We start from the raw sequence: 20,390 nt of genomic DNA, 5'->3' as shown, positions 1-20,390 counted from the left end.
AGGCAGAACGCACGCGGGAACAGGTCCGGGTTCCTATCTAAGCGCTTGTTCACCTCCCCTGCCACCCTGTATACCGATCGGTTTCCTCACATCACCGTGCGCGGTAACCTCGGCCCTATGGCCACCACAGACAAGGCGTCCCCCCGTGACCGCCTGCTCGACGCCGCCGCCGAGCTCTTCTACCGCGACGGCGTCTCCATCGGCGTCGAGGCGCTGTGCAGGTCGGCCGGGGTCTCGAAGCGCTCGATGTACCAGCTCTTCGACAGCAAGGACGAGGTGCTGGCCGCCAGCCTGGAGCGGCGCAGGCCCTGGTACGAGGCCCAGCTCAGGTCCCCGGACACCGAGACGGCCACCCCTCGCGAACGGATCGGGTACGTGTTCCGGCGGGTGGAGGAGAACGCGGCCGCTCCCGGCTACTGCGGCTGCCCGTACCTCGCCGTCCTGGTCGAACTGAAGGACAGCGAGCATCCCGCGAGCGCGGTGGCCCGAGCCGCCAAGGAACTGCTGCAGGGCTACTTCGAGGAGCAGGCCGAACAGGGCGGTGCGGCGGATCCGGCCCTGCTCGCCCGGCAGCTCATGCTGATCTTCGACGGGGCGAGCGCCCGGGCCGGCGCTCGCATCGAGCACCTCGACGACGGACTGGTCACCCGGACGGTGACCACACTGCTGGACGCGGCCGGCGTGAAGTAGCCGCCCGGACGGATCACCACAACGCGCCGGGCCGGTCGCCCGCCCGATGCAATGGAGGCGTGACCGCGCCCCCGGACGACTGCCTCGCGCGCAACGAGTGGATCTGCGGCGCCTATCTGACCAGCCGCCGCCAGATCCTCCTCGACGCCGTCGGCCAGCACCTCCGGCTCACCGCGGTCTCGGTGCTCATCGGACTCGTCATCGCCGTTCCGCTGGCCGTACTCGCCCGCCGCTGGCGCTGGTCGGCCGCTCCCGTCCTCGGTGTCACGACCATCCTCTACACCATCCCGTCCCTGGCGATGTTCTCCCTGCTGCTGCCCCTGTACGGGCTCTCGGCCACCCTCGTCGTCGCCGGCCTGGTGCTCTACTCACTGACCCTGCTCGTCCGCAACATCCTCGCGGGCCTGCGCGCCGTCCCCGAGGAGACCCGGCAGGCCGCCCGCGGCCTGGGCTACGGCCCGATCCGCCTCCTGCTCACCGTCGAACTGCCCCTCGCCCTGCCCGCCGCGATGGCCGGCCTGCGCATCGCCACCGTCTCCGCGGTCTCCCTGGTCACCGTCGGCGCGATCGTCGGCTTCGGCGGACTCGGCAACCTGATCTACGCCGGCATGAACACCTACTTCAAGGCCCAGGTGCTCACCGCCTCCGTGCTCTGCGTACTGATCGCCGTCGTCGCCGACCTGCTGCTGCTAGCGGTGCAGCGGCTGCTCACCCCGTGGACGCGGGCGGCCCGCGCGTGAAGACGCTCACCGACGCCTGGGCCTGGCTCACCGACTCCGCGCACTGGGCCGGCGACGACGGCATCGGGCACCGGCTCCTCCAGCACCTCGTCCTCACCGTCGTCTGCCTGGTCATCAGCTGCCTGATCGCGCTCCCGGTCGCGCTGGTCCTCGGCCACCTCGGCAAGGGCGGTGCGCTCGCCGTGAACATCTCCAACGTCGGCCGGGCCGTCCCCACCTTCGCCGTCCTGGTGCTGCTCCTCCTCACCCCGATCGGCAGATGGGGCGAGGGCCCCACCGTGGTCGCCCTGGTGCTGTTCGCCGTACCGCCCCTGCTCACCAACGCCTACGTCGGCATGCGCGAGGTCGACCGCAGCATCGTGCAGGCCGCGCGGGGGATGGGGATGACCGGGCGACAGCTGCTGTTTCACGTTGAACTGCCCCTTTCGCTCCCCATGATCCTCACCGGGGTACGGATCGCCGCCGTCCAGCTCGTCGCCACCGCCACCATCGCCGCGCTCGCCGGCGGCGGCGGACTCGGCCGGATCATCACCGCGGGATTCAACCTGGCGAGTACGCCCATGGTGGTCGCCGGAGCGATGCTGGTCGCCGGGTTCGCCCTGATCGTCGAGGGCGTCTTCGAACTCGCCGAACGGCTCGCCCCGGTCTGGCTGCGGGGCTCACGATGAGACTTCGCACGGCGGCCGGCGCCGTACTCCTCACCCTCACCGCCTGCACCACCGGTCCCTCCCTGGAGAACCGCGGCGCGGTCACCGCACCCCCGGGCGACAGCAAGCACCTGACCATCGGCTCCGCCGGCTTCACCGAGAGCGACCTGCTCGCCCAGATGTACGCCCAGCTCCTCGACCAGGCCGGGTACAAGACCTCCCTGATCACCGTCGCCAACCGCGAACTCTACGAACCCGCCCTGGAGTCCGGGCAGATCGACATCGTCCCCGAATACGCGGCCACCTTCGCCGACTGGCTCAACGCCAAGACCAACGGCCCCGACGCGCCACCCGTGGGCTCGCCCGACCTCGCCACCACGATGAAGGCACTGCGCCGCCTCGCCACACCCCGTGGCCTCACCGTCCTCGACCCGGGGCGGGCGGTGGATCAGAACGCCTTCGCGGTCACCGCCGCCTACGCCCGGCAGCACCACCTCAGGACGCTCGGCGACCTCGGTGCCTCGGGGCTGAAGGTGCGGCTCGCGGCGGGCGACGAATGCGTCCAACGGCCGTACTGCGAACCCGGGCTGAAGAAGGTCTACGGCATCGACATCACCGGCGTCGACCCCAAGGGCGTCGGCACCACCCAGGCCAAACGGGCCGTGCAGAACGGGCAGGACCAGATGGTGCTCACCACGACCACCGACGCGACGCTCGACCAGTTCGGGCTGGTCCTCCTCGCCGACGACAGGCATCTGCAGAACGCCGACTACGTCGTCCCGGTCGTCAACCGCGCCCGGGCCGGCAGCGAGCGGGTCACCAAGGCACTCGGCAAGCTCAACGAGGTCCTGACGACCGCCGACCTGGCCTCGATGAACCAGCAGGTCGACAGCTGGCGGCGGCTGGCCCAGGACGTGGCCCGGACCTGTCTGCGGGACAAGGGCCTGCTGAAGTGACGGCCGGTGACGTCACGGCCGGGCCCGTTGTCAGTGGCGGGCGATACGTTCGGGGCATGGGGATCTATCTGGTGAGTGTCGGTGCACAGGAGTGGCTCGAAGGGGACGAGGGCGACGAGGACGAGGGCGGCAAGGGCACCCTCGCCGCGGCCCTCGACGAGGAGCTGCGACGGCGCGGGCTGGCGCCGTACGAGTCGGTGCCCGAGGCGGCCGCCTTCGTCCGCGGCTCGGGGCTGTCGTTCGAGGAGAAACTGGTGCCGCCCATGGACGGGTTCGGCGCCCTGTGCCGGGAACACCTGTCGCCGCAGGAAGGGGATTTCCTGCTCGGCTGGTCGGTGCTGGTGCCCTTCTCGCTCGACGAGGAGATCCGGCTGCCCCTCCCATCCGCCTACACCGACGAGACGGTGGTAGCCGGCGCACCCGAGGTGCTCGCCCTCGCACAGCGGCTGGCGGCGGCGATCGGGCTTCCTGTCCACCGGATACCGGAGGCCTGCGACAACCTCGACCTGACGATGTGGTTCCTGGACGGCCCGGCCAAGGACGTGGCTGCTGCCCACCCGGGCCCTTGGGGCGAGGACCTGGACGCCGCCTTCTACGTCGCCCTGTACCTGCGGGCCGCCCAGCACTCGCTGCGCCGCGGCTGCCCGATGACGTACTGCTGACGAGCACCGGACCCCGTCGGTCAGGCGTCGGAGACCGAGTCGAACGGCACCTGCCCTCGCGAGACGCCACGCGCGTCCGCGTCCACCGAGCGGCGCAGCGCCTCGTGCAGCTTGGCCGGGGTCAGCACGCCCAGGAAACGCGAACCGTCCAGCACCGCGACCCACCCGGCGTCGTACTGGAGCATCACCCCGAACGCCTGCTTCAGCGGGGCGCCCACCGGTACCCACGCGGTCATCCGGTGAGCGAGTTCGCCGATCGTGCCGCCCGCCGCCAGCTCGTCCCGGCCCACCCAGCCGTGCAGGTCGCCGTGCGTGTCGAGGACCACCGCCCAGCGGGCGCCCTCCGCCCGCAGCCGCTCCCCGGCGCTCTCGGCGGACTCGTCCAGGCGGGCGACCGGCGGCTGCTCCAGGTCGTCCGGTTCGACATCGGTCACCGACAGCCGCTTCAGCCCGCGGTCCGCGCCCACGAACCCGGCCACGTACGGTGTGGCCGGCCTGCCCAGCACTGCCCCCGGCGTGTCGAACTGCTCGATCCGCCCCTGCCCGTACACCGCGATCCGGTCGCCGAGCCGCACCGCCTCCTCGATGTCATGGGTGACCAGCAGCACGGTCTTGCGCACGGCGGCCTGCATCCGGAGGAACTCGTCCTGCAACTGCTCCCGCACCACCGGGTCGACCGCGCCGAACGGCTCGTCCATCAGCAGCACCGGGGGATCGGCGGCGAGCGCCCGGGCCACGCCGACGCGCTGCCGCTGGCCGCCGGAGAGCTGGTCCGGGTAGCGCGGCCCGTACGTCTTCGGATCCAGGCCGACGAGGTCAAGGAGTTCGGCGGCCCGAGCCCGGGCCGCGGCCCGTCTCCAGCCGAGCAGGGCCGGGACGGTCGCGGTGTTGTCGAGGATCGTGCGGTGCGGGAACAGGCCAACCTGCTGGATGACATAGCCGATCCGGCGCCGCAGCCGCACCGGGTCGACGCCCGCGACGTCCTCGCCGTCGACGAGGATCCGGCCCGAGGTCGGTTCGATGAGCCGGTTCACCATCATCATCGTCGTGGTCTTGCCACAGCCGGAAGGGCCGACGAGCGTGACGAGTTCGCCCTCGGCCACCTCGAAGGAGAGGCCGTCCACCGCGGTCGTCCCGTCCGCGTACCGCTTGGTGACCTGCTCGAACCGGATCATTCCCTCACGTTAACCGCGAGTGTTACGGACCGCCTGCCCGTCGACCTCGGCGCCCAACCGGTCGCCGCTGACGAGCACCACCTCCAGAGTGCGCGGACCGTGCACCCCCTCGACCCGGTCCAGCTCGATGTCGCTGGTGGCCGACGGACCGGAGATCCAGGTCAACGGCCGGGCCGGGTCGAGTCGTTCGAGGGCCTGGGGCACGGAGGACACGACCTGCTCCGGGACCCGTACGACACAGATGTGGTGATCTGGGATCAGGGTGATCCGGCGGCGGCCCTGGTCCGGGCCGCCGTCCAGCACGATCGTCCCGGTCTCGGCGATCGCCACCGCACAGGCGGTGACCACGCTGCCGACCCGGTCGAGTTCGTACGGGGTGGTCTCGGCGCTGTCCGTGACCTGCTCGGCCTCGGTCGCCGTGAGCCACTCCGGGGGGAGCCCGGTGGGCACGGCCACTGTCCGCGAACCGTGCTCGGCGACCAACCGCCCGATCGTGGCGGCCAGTTCGTCCTTCGTGCACCGGTGCACGAGCGCCCGGTAGTCCGCCAGGTTCTCGGCGAGCAGATCCACCGTCTCCGCGACGCTCCGCGCGCCGTGCTCGCGCAGATACGCCCGCTCGACGGGCGCGTCCTCGTCCCGCACCTCGGCCAGCGCCCGCCGCACCCGGCCGAGGATCCGCTCCCTGCTGCTCACTTCGCTCCGTCCGTTCCGCCGCCGGTCCGCTGCCACCAGTCCCGGAACGGCTCCGCCGGTACGGCGGGCAGGTCCCGGGTCCCGCTCCACGCCCTGCCGGGGCCCGGCAGCGTACGGGGATGCAGCCGGCGGCTGCGGGAGGCGAGCCGCTGGCCGGTGCGCAGGGCCACAGGGTGGGAGAACGCCCAGCGGGCCGCCCGCATCGCAGCCCGCTCGGCCGCGTGCCCCTTGGCCGGCTTGAGCAGCACCTTGTTGCCGTTCCGGACCGCCTCGCCGCCCTCCACGACCCGCTCGCGCAGGTGCACCAGTACCTCGGGGATGTCGATGGCGACCGGGCAGACCTCGTAGCAGGCCCCGCACAGCGACGAGGCGTACGGCAGGGAGGCGTCGATCTCGCTCGCGATGCCCCTCAGCTGGGGGCTGAGGATGGCGCCGATCGGGCCCGGGTAGACCGAGCCGTAGGCGTGGCCGCCCGCCCGCTCGTAGACCGGGCAGACGTTGAGGCAGGCCGAGCAGCGGATGCAGCGCAGGGCCTGGCGGCCGACCTCGTCGGCGAGGGTGTCGGTGCGGCCGTTGTCCAGGAGCACCAGGTGGAAGGTCTGCGGGCCGTCGCCGTCGGTGGTGCCGGTCCATGTCGAGGTGTACGGGTTCATGCGCTCGGCGGTGGAGGAGCGGGGGAGGGTCTGCAGGAAGACCTCCAGGTCCTGCCAGGTGGGCACGATCTTCTCGATGCCGACGACCGAGATCAGCGTCTCGGGGAGGGTGAGGCACATCCGCCCGTTGCCCTCGGATTCGACGACGACCAGGGTGCCGGTCTCGGCGACCATGAAGTTGGCGCCGGAGATGCCGACCTTCGCGCGCAGGAACTTCTCGCGGAGGTGGAGCCGGGCCGCCTCGGCGAGCTCGGCCGGGGTGTCGGTGAGGCCCTCGGGTGCGGGGCGCCCCCACTCACCCATCTCCTTGCGGAAGATGTCCCTGATCTCGCCCCGGTTTCGGTGGATGGCGGGGACGAGGATGTGCGAGGGCCGGTCGTGGCCCAACTGCACGATCAGCTCGGCGAGATCGGTCTCGTAGGCGCGGATGCCCTCGGCCTCCAGCGCCTCGTTGAGCCCGATCTCCTGCGTGGCCATCGACTTGACCTTCACGACCTCCGACTCACCGGTCTCCTTGACCAGTCCGGTGACGATCCGGTTCGCCTCGTCGGCGTCGGCGGCCCAGTGGACCGTACCGCCCGCCGCCGTCACGGCCTCCTCCAACTGGACCAGATAACGGTCGAGATGACGGAGCGTGTGGTCCTTGATCTGCTTGCCCGCCTCGCGCAGCGCGGCCCAGTCGGACACCTCGGCGACCGCCTTGGCCCGCTTGGCGCGGATGGTGTGTGTGGCGTGGCGCAGATTCCCGCGCAGGGTGGGGTTGTTGACGGCCTCGTGCGCGGCCTTCGGGAAGGCCGGCATCCCCAGATAGGTCCCGCTCATACGGTCGGCTCCTCCTCCGTGCTCGCCAGGATCTCCGCGATGTGCACCGGCCGCATCCCGCTGCCGAGCCGGGTCATGGTGCCGCCGATGTGCATCAGGCAGGAGTTGTCGGCCGCGCACAGTACTTCCGCGCCGGTCGACTCGGCGTTGCGCACCTTGTCGGTGCCCATCGCAGCCGAGACGTCGGCATTCTTCAGCGCGAACGTGCCGCCGAACCCGCAGCACTCCTCGGCGCCCGGCAGCTCCACCAGCTCCAGGCCCTTGACGGCCTGGAGGAGGCGGCGGGGGCGATCGGCGAGGCCCAGGCTCCGCAGCCCGTGGCAGGTCGGGTGGTATGTGACATAGTGCGGATAATATGCCCCGACGTCTGTCACCCCCAGGACGTCCACCAGGAACTCCGTCAGCTCGTACGTCTTCGGCACCACCGGCGCCAGCGCCGCGGCCAGCCCGCTCCCGCGCCCTTCGGCCCGCGCCCGTTCACCCATCCGCGGATACAGCTCCCGCACCATCGCCCCACAGGACCCGGACGGGGTCACGATCGCCTCGTACTCGCCGAAGACATCGGAGAAATGCCGGGCCAGTGGTTCCGCCTCATGGCGGTAGCCGGTGTTGTAGTGGGCCTGCCCGCAGCAGGTCTGCGCCATCGGGAAATCGACCTCGACGCCCAGCCTGGTCAGGAGTTTCACCACGGCGCGGCCGGTGTCCGGATAGAGCGTGTCGTTGACGCAGGTCAGGAAGAGGGCGACACGCATCGCGGCTCCTAGAGGTCGATCATCGGATGAGTGCAGCGTAATAGGCCGGTGCGATCAGCGGGAGACCCGGTCACGGTGTGGCGAGTCCGGAGCCGGAACCCGGTGACCGGTGAGGCCCGGTCACCGGGCGGTCAGCCGCGCCTCGGCCGCCGCCCAGCGGGCGGTGCCGCCGCGCGGCGCGTACCGGGTCAGTGGCTGGGTGCCGACGAGCAACCGCCGCATGCCGGCGAGATCGCCGACGAGACCGTGCGTACGGGCCTGGACCAGCACGTTCCCGAGGGCCGCCGCCTCCGTGGGCCCCGCCACCACCGGCAGCCCGCAGGCGTCGGCGGTGAGCTGGCAGAGCAGCGCGTTGCGGGTGCCGCCGCCCACCACGTACACCGTGTCCACCGGATGGTCCGCGAGCCGCTGCGCCTCCGTGACCGCCCGCCGGTGGGCGAGCGCAAGGGAGTCGAGAATGCACCGGGTGATCTCACCGGGCGTCCGCGGCACCGGCTGCCCCGAGGCCCGGCAGGCCTCGGCGATCCGTTCCGGCATCCGGCCGGGGGCCAGGAACGCCGCGTCCCCCGCGTCCACCACCGACCGCAGCGCCGGCACGCCGGCCGCCTCCCGCAGCAGCCCGCCCAACTCCGGCTCACCCCAGGCCCGTACGCACTCCTGGAGCAGCCACAGCCCCATGATGTTGCGCAGATAGCGGACCGTGCCGTCGAGCCCCAGTTCGTTGGTGAAGTTGGCGGCCCGGCTCTCCTCGGTCAGCACCGGGGCGGTGAGTTCGAGCCCGGCCAGCGACCAGGTGCCGGTGCAGATGTAGGCGAACCGTTCACCGTCGGCCGGTACGGCGGCCACCGCGGACGCGGTGTCGTGCGAGCCGACGGCGGTCACCGGCACCGGCCCGGTCAGCCCCGTCTCCTCCAGCACCTCGGACCGCAGCACCCCGGCGGGATCCCCGGGCCGCCGCAGCGGCGCGAACAGCCCGAGGTCGATCCCCAGCCGGTCCGCGACCTCGTACGACCAGTCGCGCGTCCGGGGATCGATCAGCTGGGTGGTGGAGGCGTTGGTCAGCTCGGTGCCCTGCTCGCCGGTCAGCCAGTACGAGAGCAGGTCGGGAATGAGCAACAGGCGCTCGGCGTGCGCGAATTGAGCGCTCGACCGGGCGGCCGCCAACTGGTACAGGGTGTTGAAGGGCGCGTACTGGAGGCCGGTGCGGGCGTACAGCTCCGCCGCGGGCAGGGCCGCCCACACCTTCTCGGCGATCCCCTCGGTCCGGGCGTCCCGGTAGTGCACCGGGTTGCCGAGCAGCGCCCCGTCGGCATCGAGCAGCCCGTAGTCCACGGCCCAGCTGTCGATGCCGACGGAAGCCACCTGCCCGGCGGCCCGCAGCCCCTCCAACACCCCCGCGTACAGGGCGAGTACGTCCCACCGCAGCCCTTCCGGCACCCGCACCGGCCGGTTCGCGAACCGGTGTGCCTCGGTCAGCTCCAGCGAGTCCGGGCCCACCCGGCCGACCATGACCCGCCCGCTGGACGCGCCCAGGTCGACCGCCGCATACGACCTCGGCGAGCTCATCGCAGGAACGCGGCCGCCACACCCGCGTCGACAGGCACGTGCAGCCCGGTGGTGTGGGAGAGTTCGCCACCCGTCAGCGCGAACACGGCGTTCGCCACATGCTCGGGCAGCACCTCGCGTTTGAGGATGGTCCGCTGCGCGTAGAACTCGCCCAGCTTCGCCTCCTCCACCCCGTACACGGCGGCCCGCTGCGCCCCCCACCCGCCGGCGAAGATCCCGGATCCGCGTACCACACCATCCGGGTTCACCCCGTTGACCCGGATCCCGTGCTCGCCCAACTCAGCGGCAAGCAGCCGCACTTGGTGGGCCTGGTCCGCCTTGGTGGCCGAGTAGGCGATGTTGTTGGGCCCGGCGAACACGGCGTTCTTGGAGGCGATGTAGACGATGTCACCGCCGATCCCCTGCGCGATCATCACCCGGGCCGCCTCCCGCGACACCAGGAAGGAGCCGCGGGCCATGATGTCGTGCTGGAGGTCCCAGTCCCTCGCCGAAGTCTCCAGCAGGGGCTTGGAGATGGAGATCCCGGCGTTGTTGACGACGAGGTCGACCCCGCCGAAGGCCAGTGCGGCGGCCCGGAAGGCGGCGGCGATCTGCTCCTCGTCCGTCACGTCGACGGTGACCGCGACGGCCCTGTCGGCCCCGCCCAGCTCCTCCGCGACCCCGGCCGCGCTCTCCGCGTTGAGGTCGGCGACCACGACACAGGCCCCTTCGGCCACCAGCCGGTGCGCGATCGCCTTCCCGATCCCGCTCCCGGCCCCGGTCACCAGCGCGACCCGGGTGGCCAGGGCCTTCGGCCTCGGCATCCGCCGGAGCTTGGCCTCCTCCAGCGCCCAGTACTCGATCCGGAACTTCTCCGACTCCTCGATCGGCGCGTACGTCGACACGGCTTCGGCCCCGTGCATCACATTGACGGCGTTCACATAGAACTCACTCGCGACGCGGGCGGTCTGCTTGTCCTTGCCGAAGCTGAACATGCCGACGCCGGGCACGAGCACGACCGCCGGGTCGGCGCCGCGCATGGCGGGGGAGTCGGGCAGGGCGTGCCGCTGGTAGTAGGCGGCGTACTCCTCCCGGTATGCGGCGTGCAGCTCGCGCAGCCGCGCGACCGCCTCGTCCAGCGGGGCAGTGGGCGGAAGGTCGAGCACGAGGGGCCGTACCTTCGTCCGCAGGAAGTGATCCGGGCAGGAGGTGCCCAGCGCGGCGAGCCGCGGATGCTCGGCCCGCGCCAGGAAGTCGAGGACGACCTCGGAGTCGGTGAAGTGGCCGACCTGCGCCCTGTCCTGGGAGGCGATCGCCCGGACGTACGGCGCGAGGGCGGCGGCCCGCTCCCGGCGCTCGGCCTCGGGCAGCGCGCCGTACCCCTCGACGACGGGCCCGAAGGGCTCCGCACTGCCGTGCTCGGCGAGGAACGCCTCGGCGGTGCGGATGATGTGCAGCGAGTTCCGCTCGCACTCCTCGGAGCTGTCGCCCCACGCGGTGATCCCGTGCCCGCCGAGAATGCACCCGATCGCCCGCGGGTTGGCGGCCTTGACGGCGGCGATGTCCAGGCCGAGCTGGAACCCGGGCCGGCGCCACGGCACCCACACCACGGTGTCCCCGAAACACTCGGCGGTGAGCTTCTCCCCGTCGGCGGCACAGGCGAGCGCGATACCGGAGTCCGGGTGCAGATGGTCCACGTGCGGGGCGTCGACGAGCCCGTGCATGGCGGTGTCGATGGAGGGCGCGGCGCCGCCCTTGCCGTGCAGGCAGTAGTCGAAGGCGCCGACCATCTCGTCCTCGCGGTCGACGCCCGGATAGACACCGGCGAGCGCCCGGAGCCGGTCGAGCCGCAGCACGGCGAGGCCGCCCGCGGTGAGCGTCCCGAGGTCCCCGCCGGACCCCTTCACCCACATCAGCTCGACATCACCACCGGTGACGGGGTCGGTGGCGGTGCCTTTGGCGGAGGTGTTGCCGCCGGCGTAGTTCGTGTTGCGGGGATCGGCACCGAGTCGATGGGAGCGGTCGAGGAGGGCGGCGGCTTCGGAGTGGACGGTCATGGGACTTCCTAGCGGTTTCGATGAACGGTATGACAACACGCCGCGAAACGGACGCGGAGCAGTATCGACATGCGGCTCGGCCCGTCGCGTCCATGATGTCGACGCCCTTCAGCCAGGTCCGGCATGACCACCTCTGAACACTGCTTGAATCGTTTCAGGGAAGCTATCCACAGCGCTCCGGCGGCGTCAAGACGTCTGCGTGCCCGCCTTCGGGTCAGTTCGTGAAAGGTGGATCTCCCGCCTCGGAAACCTTGCCGTGAGGTGCGGTCGGCCTTGCGATGTCATGAAACGTTTCATCGGCGTTTTCGAGGCTTCGGAGCGGTCGGATGCCCGACCGTGTGCGCCGCCGAGGTCCGGCCGGCCTCCATGCCGTCTTCCGGCGCGTCGGCCCCCGTTCGCCGGGATGGGATGGTGTCCCGCCCGCCCTCGCCGATGGACTTTCGTCCGTGTCCGGCAAGTTCACGATGAACGCTGCCCGTCGGCGAGGGGTGACATCTGCCCACCGGGCAGGCCGCCAACCCGACTGCCCCCGCCGCCGTCCCGCCGACTACCGCCCGGGGGGTGCACCCGTTGCCGGGAAGCGGTTCGTCCGCTTCGGTTTCTGCCCGGCAGTCACGGAAGGCTCGGCATCGAGGAGTTCGGTCATCACGTGCAGCGCGTGCGCGAGGGTTTCGCCGAGCGGGCGACCGTCCGGCTGGTCGGGCTGCAGGGCCCAGTCCTCGACCGCGATACGCAGCGCGGCATTCAGCATGCCCGCCTCCAGGCGGACCGCGAGGTCGTGCTCGGAGCGGTCGCTGCCGTCGGCGATGGCGCGAGCGAACACGGTTTCGGCGTCGAAGTGCGTCTCCAGCCAGACGGCGCGCAGCCCTGGCTCGTCGCGGCTCAACCGTACGAGGTCGCGCAGGGCTTCCAGATGCCGGGTGCCGATCACGCCGGGGTCCTGGGCGCTGGGCATCGCCTGGGTGAGGGAGCTGCCGCCCCTCCAGTAGTCCCGCAGGCGTTCGGTCACGAGGTCCAAACCCGCCGTGAGCAGGGGGCGTGCGCACTCCTCCTTCGAGCGGAAGTACCGCCACAGGGTGCGTGTGGAGATTCCGGCAGCCGCGGCGATGTCCTCCGCGGTGGTCACCGCCACGCCCTGGGTGACGAAAAGCCGGACCGCCTCGTCGGCGATCTCCATGCGCGTTGCCTCACGGCGCCTTTCCGTCAACGGCGGTCGCCCCGTGCGGCCGTCGGCTTGCCCGTCCACGCACCCCTCCTCGCCATGGATGGGCTGATCCTAATTCATGGCGCGCCGCGACTTTATGGCACGGTGCGACAGGTGGTGCTACGGTGGCGTCATCTCACTCGACATGAGCATGTCAATCTGACTCGCGGTCGGCTCCGCGGAACAGGCCGTCATCGCCTGGTTTCCGGGTCCGGGTCGGCTGAGTGCGCGCACCTCGGTCAGCAATGAGCCATTCCCGCCACAGTTCGGCCCCCGCGAGCCCGCGGCCACCAGGGGCCCCTCCCGACGGGAGTCTCATGTCCGACAACTCTTTCCCCCGCCCCGCTTCCGGCCTGAGCCGCCGTCAGGTGCTCGGTGCGGCCGCCCTCGGCGCAGCCGCGCTCGGTGGGACCGTGGCCGGCGCCGGCAAGGCCTCGGCCACGGCCGACGCGGCCTCGGCGGCGCCCGCCTCCGCCTCCGCCTCCGTGACGGAACGGCGGGAGCGGGCCGTGGTCGTCGGTACCGGTTTCGGTGGTGGCGTGACCGCACTGCGGCTGGCCCAGGCCGGGGTGTCCACCCTGGTCCTGGAGCGCGGCCGACGCTGGGTCACCGGCCCGAACGCCACCACCTTCTGTCGCTTCGCCACCATGGACAACCGCTCCGCCTGGCTGACCGACCACGCCATCGTCGGCGGCGTCGACAAGACGTGGACGCCCTACACCGGCGTCCTCGAAGCCGTCACCGGCAACGGCATGACGGCCATGTGCGGAGCCGCGGTAGGCGGCGGCTCGATCGTGTACCACGGCATGACCCTGCAGCCGGCCAAGGCCGACTTCGCCACCTCGATCCCGGTGGCCGCCGACCTCTACGACGATCTGAACCTGTGGGCGTATCCCACCGTCGCCCGGATGCTGGGCATCTCCACCATCCCCTACGACATCCTGGCCTCCGACCCGTACACGTCCTCCCGCCTCTTCGAGGACGTCGCCCCCGCCGCGGGTCTGACGCCGTTCAAGGTGCCGCTGCCGATCGACTGGAGCTATGTCCGGGGCGAGCTGACCGGCCAGTACGAGGCGACGTACACCACCAGTGACATCGCCTTCGGCGTCAACAACGGCGGCAAGCACTCCATCGACGTCACCTACCTCGCCCAGGCGGAGTCCACCGGTCTGGTCGAGGTCGCGCCTCTGCACGTCGTACGCGATCTCGCGATGGACGCGAACAAGCGCTGGGTGCTGTCCGTGGACCGCATCGACACCGGCGGCGCCGTCCAGGAGCAGATCCGCATCACCGCAGACGCCGTCTTCCTCAACGCCGGTTCGCCCGGCACCACCCGTCTCCTGGTCAAGTCCCGCGCCAAGGGCCTGGTCCCGGACCTGCCCGACGCGATAGGCACCCGGTGGGGCAACAACGGCGACCGGATCTGGGCCTGGATCAACCCCACCGGTGACGCCGGGACCCGGCAGGGCGGCCCGGCCTGTGTCGGCGGCAGCGACCCCACGAGTTCCATTCCGCTCACCGTCGTCCACGCCGGCTCCCCGATCCAGCAGGCCGGCGTCACGGCGTTGACCGTGGTCGGCTTCGGGATCGTCGACGGCGCGGGCACCTGGGCCTACGACGCCGACACCGACGACGCCCTGCTCACCTGGCCCACCGACGCGGACGCGGCGCTCCAGGAGCTGATCGCGGCCCGTATGCAGGCCATCGCCGCGGCGGGCGGCGGCATGATGATCGACACCAACGCGGGCGCCCCCTCCACCTGGCACTCCCTCGGCGGCGTCCCGATAGGCGAGGCCGTCGACCTGACCGGCCGTGTCCTCGGACACAAGGGCCTCTACGTCCTGGACGGCGCCCGCATCCCCGGCTCCACCGGGGCCTGCAACCCGTCCATGACCATCGCCGCCCTCGCCGAACACAGCATGCGGACCGTCGTCCGCCAGGACGTCGGGCGCGTCTTCTGAGAGGACGGCGGCCTCGCCGGTGCGGCGGCGGGCCATCAGGTCGGTCATGGCTTCGGAGCGGGCCGGGAGGGGCTCGTAGCCGCAGGCCGGGCGCCCCGCGTCCGTGGCGGGATCTGCCGGACGGGCCCTGGATCCGCTCACCGCCCGACGCCGCTCCCCTCCCCGCTCGCGGCCGCGCCCCGGCTCATGGCGAGCACGGCGTCGCGGCGGCTCAGGGCGCCGAACGGCGAACCGCCGGTCGGGTCCGGGCTGCCGTGGATCCAGGTGGGGCCGTCGGCGAGGTGGGCGAGCGCCTCCTCCGCCACGTCGTAGGGGTCGGCGAGCTCACCGCCGTACGACTCGCCGTCCGCTTCGCGCATCCGGCGGTGGGACGGGGTGTCGGTCCTGCCGAGCACGAGCCCCAGGACGTCCACACCGCTGCCCCGCCACTCCGCCCACAGGCTCTCCGCGAGGACGAGGTCGAACGCCTTGGAGGCACCGTAGGCGGCGAGCCTGGCGCCGCCCGCCCAGGCCGCACCCGAGGTCACCAGCACCATGCCTCCTCGGCCCCGCGCCACCATCGGGGCGCCGAAGCGGTGGGCCGCCTCCAGCACGGCGGTGCAGTTTCGGTGGACCAGTTCCAGGTGGGTGTCGAGGTCCTTGTCGAGGAAGGCGGCGCTGCTGGTGTCGGCACCGGCGTTGTAGACGAGGAGTCCGACCTCCAGGTCCGCGGTGGCACGTTCGAGTTCCGCCAGGGCGCCCGCGGCACTGAGGTCGAGCGCGACCGTGCGGACCTCGACACCGTGCCGGGCCCGGAGGGCGTCCGCCGCCTCCTCCAGTACGGGGACCCGCCGGGCCACCAGTACGACGTTGATGCCCCGGGCGGCCATTCCGTGCGCGAACGCGACACCGACCCCGTCGGAGCCGCCGGCGACGATGCCCCAGGGGCCGTATGCGCCGGCTGCGTCGGTCACATTGGTCAACGTCGTCTCCCTCAAGGTTTCTCCGGCACGGCGGCCGGCTTCAGTACCTGCTTCTCGACCGCGTCCGACGCCAGGACCGTCCCGATGATCCCGAGGTCCGCCCCCGCGCCCCGCGCGACCTCCCGCACCACGGCGACGTCCTTCGACATCAGGCCCGCCAGCCGCTCCGCCACCGCCGCCACCGAACCACCCCGGGCGACGACGTCCAGGGCGCGGCTCGCCCCGCTGCCGTGCCGCACCGCGTCGAGGACCAAGCGCTCCTCGATCCCCAGCGAGCCGGCCAGGCGCACCGCGTCGATCACGAGGCCCACCTGCGCGACGAACAGCGCGTTGTTCACCAGCTTGACCCGCTGGCCGTTGCCGGCCGGCCCGACCCACAGGACCGGCGAGGCGTACGTCGCCAGCAGCGGACGTACGTCGTCCAGGACGCTCTCGTCACCGCCGATCCACAGGGTGAGCCGGCCCGCGGCGATGTCGTGCGGGCCGCCCGAGAGCGCGGCGTCGAGCACCCTGATCCCGCGCTCCGCTCCCGTCTCGACGAGCAGTCGGGCGGTCGCCGGATCGGAGGTGGTGTGCTGGACGAGCGTCGCCCCCGGCCTCATGGCCGCGAGGGCACCCTCCGGTCCGAGGCACACCGACCGCACCTGCTCGTCCGTCAGCACGACGACGAACACCACGTCCGCGTCCCGGACGGTCTCCGCCACCGTCCCGGCCCAGGTCAGCCCGTCGGCCGTGGTGGCCTCCCGGGCCTGCGGGCGTCGTGCCAGGACGGTCACGTCGTGCCCCGCGGCCGTCAGCCGGCCGGCCATCGGTCGGCCCATGCGGCCCGCGCCGACGAATCCGATCCTCATCGCGTGCGGCCGGACTCGGGCGGCGGTGCCAGCATCTCGCGGGGTCCGGGGGAGCCGTCGAGGTTGGCGTTGATCCGCTCGGCGATGCGCCAGCCGCGCGCGGTGCGCACCCAGCGCCAGGTGTTCGCGGAGACCTGGAAGACCCAGAAGCGGCCGGCGTCGGCGTCCCAGCGCAGATGCAGCGCATGGCTGCGGCCGGTGGCCTCGTCGCCGTCGACGACGATGTGCGGCACGGTCAGGACGTGACCGCAGCCGTTGCCGATCACGCTCTGGTGGCCGGCGCCGTGGACCATGCCGACGATGTCGTCCCGGCCTTCCATCCGCAGGTGCGGAACGGCGTGGAAGACCCCGTCGTCGGTCCAGAGCCCGGCGGCGGCCTCCCCCGAGCCGCTGTCGACGTCGGGCCCGTACTGGGCGACGAGCTGCATGATGTCGACCTGGTCCTGAAGGTCGCGCACCTGTGCCGCCAGCCGCTCGACGGTGGCGCGTAATGCGTCGATCTCACTCATGTGGGCCCTCTCTGAAGTCGGGTCAGGGCACGACGACGATGCGGGCCGGGCCGTTCGCGTCGCGTGCGGCGTCGAGTGCGGCGGGCACCTCGTCGAGCCCGACGGTCCCGCCGAGCAGCGGACCGACGTCGAGGACGCCCGAGCAGACCGCCTCGAACGCCCCGTCCCAGTCAGCCATCGACGGGCCGCCGCCGAACTGGACGTTGAGGCCCTTCCGCTTGGCGGTCAGGGTGTGCAGGCGCTCGCCCTCCGGCGGGCCGCCCACGGAGAAGATCCGGGTGCCCCGCTCGCACCCCTTGATGATCGAGTCGAGGACGCCGGGGACACCGACGCACTCGAAGACGACGCAGCCCGGCAGCCCGTTCACCGCCGTCATCAGGTCCCGCGCCGACCCGGCCGTCCCCTGGGCCACGTCACGCCAGGCCCGGTACGGCGAGATCCCGGCGGGATCGACGACCACGTCGGCTCCCATGGCCCGGGCGGTCTCGCGGCGCGCGGCCACGAAGTCGACCGCCACGACCGGCCCCACCCCCAGGTGCCGGAGCCGTGCGATCACCGACAGGCCGATCGCGCCGCAGCCGACGACCAGCGGTACCTCCCCGGACGTGACCCGGGCGCGTGACGCGGTCGACCAGCCCACGGAGATCGCGTCGGCGACGCACACCACCTCGCTGGGCAGGTCGGAGACCACGACCCGGGTGATGGCCTCGGTCAGCAGCAGGTACTCGCCGAACCCGCCGGGGGAGTCCGGGTTCTGCCCGATGATCCGGCGCCCCGCCGCGGTGGACAGCACCGGCAGCGAGCTCACCCGGGTGCCGACGGGGATACGGCGTTCGGTGCCGGGGCCGTAGCCGACCACCTCGGCGCAGTACTCGTGGCCCATGACGATGTCGACGTCCTGGTCGTACGTCGACATCCCGCTGTCGTCGTCGGCGCCCGCCTCCGGATGGTCCATGAAGTGCAGGTCCGACGCACAGATCCCGCAGGCGAGCGACCGGACCAGGAGCTGTCCCGGTCCGGGAACCGGGTCGTCGACGATCCGCGTCTGGACCGTCCCGCCTCGCAGTACAGCAGCCCGCATCGGCTTCTCCACTTCGCGAACCGAACCCAGGGCACGTCCCCGTCCGGGGCCCGTCTGCCAGGGGACTCTAGCGAGGAGAGGGGAGTTATAGAAGACCGTCTCCTGAAATTACGGGAGGGGGCCGAGAGCGCACCAGGTCACTACGATGGCCCGCATGACCGAGTCTCGCCGTCGTCCGGGCCGTCCACGGGACACCAGCATCGACGAAAGGGCTCTCGCGGCGACGCGCGAACTGCTCGTCGGGCGGGGCTTCGAGGCGACGACGATCCAGGCCGTCGCGGAACACTCGGGTGTGCACGCGTCAGCCATCTACCGCCGCTGGCCGTCCCGGATCGAGCTGATCGAGGAAGCCACGTTCCCCGGGCTCAGTCCGCTGGGCGTCCAGCCGACGGGAGACCTCCGCGCTGACGTCCGCCGGTTCATCCGCGCCTATCTGGCCGCCTTCAACGCGCCGGCGGCACGTGCGGCCGCGGCCGGCCTCCTCGCGTACCACCAGGCGTCGCGGCGCCCCCGGCCGCCGGAGCTGGATCTGCGGGTGTCGGCCCGGCCGCAGTTCGAGGACATCCTGCGCGCCGCACCGCCCGGAAGCATCGACCCCGCCGTGGACCCGGACGACGTCTTCGACATGCTTCTCGGTGCCGTGCTGGCCCGCACGCTCCTGCTCAACGTCACCACGCGGCAGCGTCCCGTGGAGCGCACCGTCGAGATGGTGCTCCGGCTGCTGCGCCCCCTCGGCACCGGAGAGGCCACCGTGCCGGACGCGTGACGGGCTGCCCGACGGGGGCATCGACCCGGTCGGGACTGCCTCCTTCGCCCCGGTGGCGACCAACTCCCTTTCGGCGGCAAGCCGTTCGAGGCCGGCCCGGGCCGCCGCAGCTTCCGGCGGCCGTACTCCGCACCGGTCTGGCCGCCGGCCGTGATGCGGCGTCCTTTGCCGCCCCGGAGTGACCGAGCGCCCGGCAGGAGGTGCTCAGGCCGGGACGTCTGCCCGGAGCCCTTCTTACTGGTGGCCGTCGGCGACCAGGGCGCCCCCGAAAGGGGCCCGGGGCGGTATCGATATGGCGTGGGCGCGTCCGGCAGCGCCCGGCCCGCAATCCGCGACGAGGCGAGTCGCGACGAGCCGAATAGCGGCGGTTGCCTACGCGCCCCATCCGGCCTGCTGTCCGCCGACGCGCTCGGCGACGATCTTCTCGGCCCAGCCGGACCGGGCGTAGGCGGCGACGGGGTCGGGGTCCAGCCCCATTTCGTCCCGCACTTCGCGCAGCAACGGTCGTACGTCCGTGTTGTAGGCGTCCATGACCACCGCGTTGGCCCCCAGCACATCCCCGGCAACCTGGGCCTGCGCCAACGCCCCCCGGTCCACCAGCAACGCCTTCGCCGTGGCCTCCTGCACGTTCATCACCGACCGGATGATCGCCGGGATCTTCGCCTCGATGTTGTGGCACTGGTCGAGCATGAAGGCCACCTCGGCGGTGAGCCCGCCCCCGCGCACCACCTCGTACATGATCCGGAACAGCTGGAACGGGTCCGCGGCCCCCACCATGAGGTCGTCGTCCGCGTAGAACCGCGAGTTGAAGTCGAAGCCGCCGAGCTTCCCCTCCCGCAGCAGCGTGGCGACGATGAACTCGATGTTGGTGCCCGGCGCATGGTGGCCGGTGTCGACCACGACCTGCGCCTTCGGTCCCAGCTTCAGACAGTGGGCGTAGGCCGTCCCCCAGTCCGGCACGTCGGTCGTGTAGAAGGACGGCTCGAAGAGCTTGTACTCCAGCAGCATCCGCTGCCCCTCGCCCAGCCGTGCGTACACCTCGGCCAGCCCCTCGGCGAGTCGGTCCTGCCGCGCCCGGATGTCGTCCTGACCGGGGTAGTTGGTGCCGTCGGCGAACCACAGCTTGAGGTCCGCGGACCCGGTCGCGTCCATGATGTCGACGCACTCCAGCAGATGATCGACGGCCTTCCGGCGCACCGTCGCGTCCGGGTGGCAGATGCTGCCCAGCCGGTAGTCGTCGTCCTGGAAGGTGTTGGAGTTGATCGCCCCCAGCCGCAGCCCCCGTTCCTCGGCGTGCTTGGCCAGGTCTGTGTATCCGTCGGAGCCGTCCACCTTGTCCCAGGGGATGTGCAGCGCGACCGTCGGCGCGACCCCGGTCACGGCGTGCACCTGCGCGGCGTCGTCCAGCTTCTCCTTCGGCGAGCGCGGCACGCCCTGTTGGGCGAACACCTTGAAACGGGTCCCCGAGTTTCCGTACGCCCACGACGGCGTTTCGACGGCCTGGGTCTTCAGCGCGGCCTTCACCGCGGCGAGGTCGGTCACTTCGGGGCTCCTGGGGGATCGGAACGGGATCCGAACGGGGATCGGAACGGGGATCGGAATGACTGCGTGATGAAACGATTCAGAACCGCAAAGTATGAGCCCCTCGCGGGGGTGTCAAGCAT

19 protein-coding genes are annotated in these 20,390 nt (G+C 71.8%); 7 read left to right on the top strand and 12 right to left on the bottom strand.

Annotated elements, in window-relative coordinates; translation table 11 throughout:
* The first annotated feature begins 117 nt into the window (after nt 1-117).
* Genes KVT45_RS04600 through KVT45_RS04580 form a run of 5 tightly spaced genes read left to right on the top strand, consistent with a single transcriptional unit; the run spans nt 118 to nt 3,695 of the window.
* Nucleotides 118-690, top strand: a complete 573-nt coding sequence (locus KVT45_RS04600) for a TetR/AcrR family transcriptional regulator (RefSeq protein WP_217545164.1) — start codon at nt 118-120, stop codon at nt 688-690.
* A 59-nt stretch (nt 691-749) separates the two neighbouring features.
* Entirely contained in the window at nt 750-1,430 is a 681-nt protein-coding gene (locus KVT45_RS04595; RefSeq protein ID WP_217545163.1) for an ABC transporter permease, read from the top strand.
* Nucleotides 1,427-2,098, top strand: coding sequence for an ABC transporter permease (locus KVT45_RS04590; RefSeq protein WP_217545162.1), 672 nt, complete (start codon nt 1,427-1,429; stop codon nt 2,096-2,098). Before KVT45_RS04595 ends, KVT45_RS04590 begins: the two co-directional genes overlap by 4 nt.
* The gene (locus tag KVT45_RS04585) at nt 2,095-3,033 is read left to right on the top strand and encodes an ABC transporter substrate-binding protein (RefSeq protein ID WP_217545161.1); all 939 of its coding nucleotides are present in this window, start codon (nt 2,095-2,097) and stop codon (nt 3,031-3,033) included. The genes KVT45_RS04590 and KVT45_RS04585 overlap by 4 nt, the downstream gene beginning before the upstream one ends.
* Before the next feature lie 56 nt (nt 3,034-3,089).
* The gene (locus KVT45_RS04580; RefSeq protein WP_217545160.1) at nt 3,090-3,695 is read left to right on the top strand and encodes a hypothetical protein; all 606 of its coding nucleotides are present in this window, start codon (nt 3,090-3,092) and stop codon (nt 3,693-3,695) included.
* A 20-nt stretch (nt 3,696-3,715) separates the two neighbouring features.
* Here the strand turns inward: KVT45_RS04580 and KVT45_RS04575 are convergent, their stop codons facing one another.
* From KVT45_RS04575 to KVT45_RS04545, 7 genes are all read right to left on the bottom strand, one after another.
* Nucleotides 3,716-4,870 (bottom strand): betaine/proline/choline family ABC transporter ATP-binding protein, encoded by a 1,155-nt coding sequence (locus KVT45_RS04575; protein WP_217545159.1) that lies wholly within the window; start codon nt 4,868-4,870, stop codon nt 3,716-3,718.
* A 9-nt stretch (nt 4,871-4,879) separates the two neighbouring features.
* Complete coding sequence (locus KVT45_RS04570; protein WP_217545158.1) at nt 4,880-5,563, bottom strand: lactate utilization protein C; 684 nt, start codon at nt 5,561-5,563, stop codon at nt 4,880-4,882.
* Complete coding sequence (locus tag KVT45_RS04565) at nt 5,560-7,038, bottom strand: LutB/LldF family L-lactate oxidation iron-sulfur protein (RefSeq protein ID WP_217545157.1); 1,479 nt, start codon at nt 7,036-7,038, stop codon at nt 5,560-5,562. Before KVT45_RS04565 ends, KVT45_RS04570 begins: the two co-directional genes overlap by 4 nt.
* Nucleotides 7,035-7,790: a (Fe-S)-binding protein gene (locus KVT45_RS04560; RefSeq protein ID WP_217545156.1), complete on the bottom strand. Its 756-nt coding sequence runs from the start codon at nt 7,788-7,790 to the stop codon at nt 7,035-7,037. Before KVT45_RS04560 ends, KVT45_RS04565 begins: the two co-directional genes overlap by 4 nt.
* 120 nt (nt 7,791-7,910) lie before the next feature.
* Complete coding sequence (locus KVT45_RS04555) at nt 7,911-9,356, bottom strand: rhamnulokinase family protein (RefSeq protein ID WP_217545155.1); 1,446 nt, start codon at nt 9,354-9,356, stop codon at nt 7,911-7,913.
* On the bottom strand, nt 9,353-11,392 hold the full coding sequence (locus KVT45_RS04550) for a bifunctional aldolase/short-chain dehydrogenase (RefSeq protein ID WP_217545154.1): 2,040 nt from the start codon (nt 11,390-11,392) through the stop codon (nt 9,353-9,355). Before KVT45_RS04550 ends, KVT45_RS04555 begins: the two co-directional genes overlap by 4 nt.
* 547 nt (nt 11,393-11,939) lie before the next feature.
* Nucleotides 11,940-12,569: a TetR/AcrR family transcriptional regulator gene (locus KVT45_RS04545; RefSeq protein ID WP_217545153.1), complete on the bottom strand. Its 630-nt coding sequence runs from the start codon at nt 12,567-12,569 to the stop codon at nt 11,940-11,942.
* Between the two features lie 344 nt (nt 12,570-12,913).
* Here KVT45_RS04545 and KVT45_RS04540 point away from each other — a divergent pair, with 344 nt between their 5' ends.
* Nucleotides 12,914-14,557: a GMC oxidoreductase gene (locus KVT45_RS04540; RefSeq protein WP_217545152.1), complete on the top strand. Its 1,644-nt coding sequence runs from the start codon at nt 12,914-12,916 to the stop codon at nt 14,555-14,557.
* 137 nt (nt 14,558-14,694) lie between these two features.
* On the opposite strand, the gene KVT45_RS04535 is transcribed toward KVT45_RS04540, so the two are convergent.
* The 4 genes from KVT45_RS04535 to KVT45_RS04520 are packed head-to-tail and all read right to left on the bottom strand — an operon-like array spanning nt 14,695 to nt 17,960.
* Nucleotides 14,695-15,510, bottom strand: coding sequence for an SDR family oxidoreductase (locus tag KVT45_RS04535; RefSeq protein WP_217545313.1), 816 nt, complete (start codon nt 15,508-15,510; stop codon nt 14,695-14,697).
* Between the two features lie 20 nt (nt 15,511-15,530).
* Nucleotides 15,531-16,370, bottom strand: coding sequence for an NAD(P)-dependent oxidoreductase (locus KVT45_RS04530; protein ID WP_217545151.1), 840 nt, complete (start codon nt 16,368-16,370; stop codon nt 15,531-15,533).
* A complete protein-coding gene (locus KVT45_RS04525) occupies nt 16,367-16,879 on the bottom strand; it encodes a nuclear transport factor 2 family protein (protein WP_217545150.1) in 513 nt (170 codons plus the stop codon). The genes KVT45_RS04530 and KVT45_RS04525 overlap by 4 nt, the downstream gene beginning before the upstream one ends.
* A gap of 22 nt (nt 16,880-16,901) precedes the next feature.
* Nucleotides 16,902-17,960 carry a zinc-binding dehydrogenase gene (locus tag KVT45_RS04520; protein ID WP_217545149.1) on the bottom strand — a complete coding sequence of 353 codons (1,059 nt, stop codon included), beginning with the start codon at nt 17,958-17,960 and terminating at the stop codon, nt 16,902-16,904.
* Between the two features lie 154 nt (nt 17,961-18,114).
* On the opposite strand from KVT45_RS04520, the gene KVT45_RS04515 reads away from it, so the two are divergent.
* Nucleotides 18,115-18,726 carry a TetR/AcrR family transcriptional regulator gene (locus KVT45_RS04515; RefSeq protein ID WP_217545148.1) on the top strand — a complete coding sequence of 204 codons (612 nt, stop codon included), beginning with the start codon at nt 18,115-18,117 and terminating at the stop codon, nt 18,724-18,726.
* Nucleotides 18,727-19,098: 372 nt separating this feature from the next.
* On the opposite strand, the gene rhaI is transcribed toward KVT45_RS04515, so the two are convergent.
* Nucleotides 19,099-20,268 (bottom strand): L-rhamnose isomerase, encoded by a 1,170-nt coding sequence (gene rhaI, locus KVT45_RS04510; protein WP_217545147.1) that lies wholly within the window; start codon nt 20,266-20,268, stop codon nt 19,099-19,101.
* Nucleotides 20,269-20,390 lie beyond the last annotated feature (122 nt).

Source organism: Streptomyces sp. GbtcB6, assembly GCF_019091475.1.
Classification (GTDB): domain Bacteria; phylum Actinomycetota; class Actinomycetes; order Streptomycetales; family Streptomycetaceae; genus Streptomyces; species Streptomyces hyaluromycini.
Note: the sequence above shows the minus strand (reverse complement) of the source record. Positions and strands in the feature narration are given on the sequence as shown.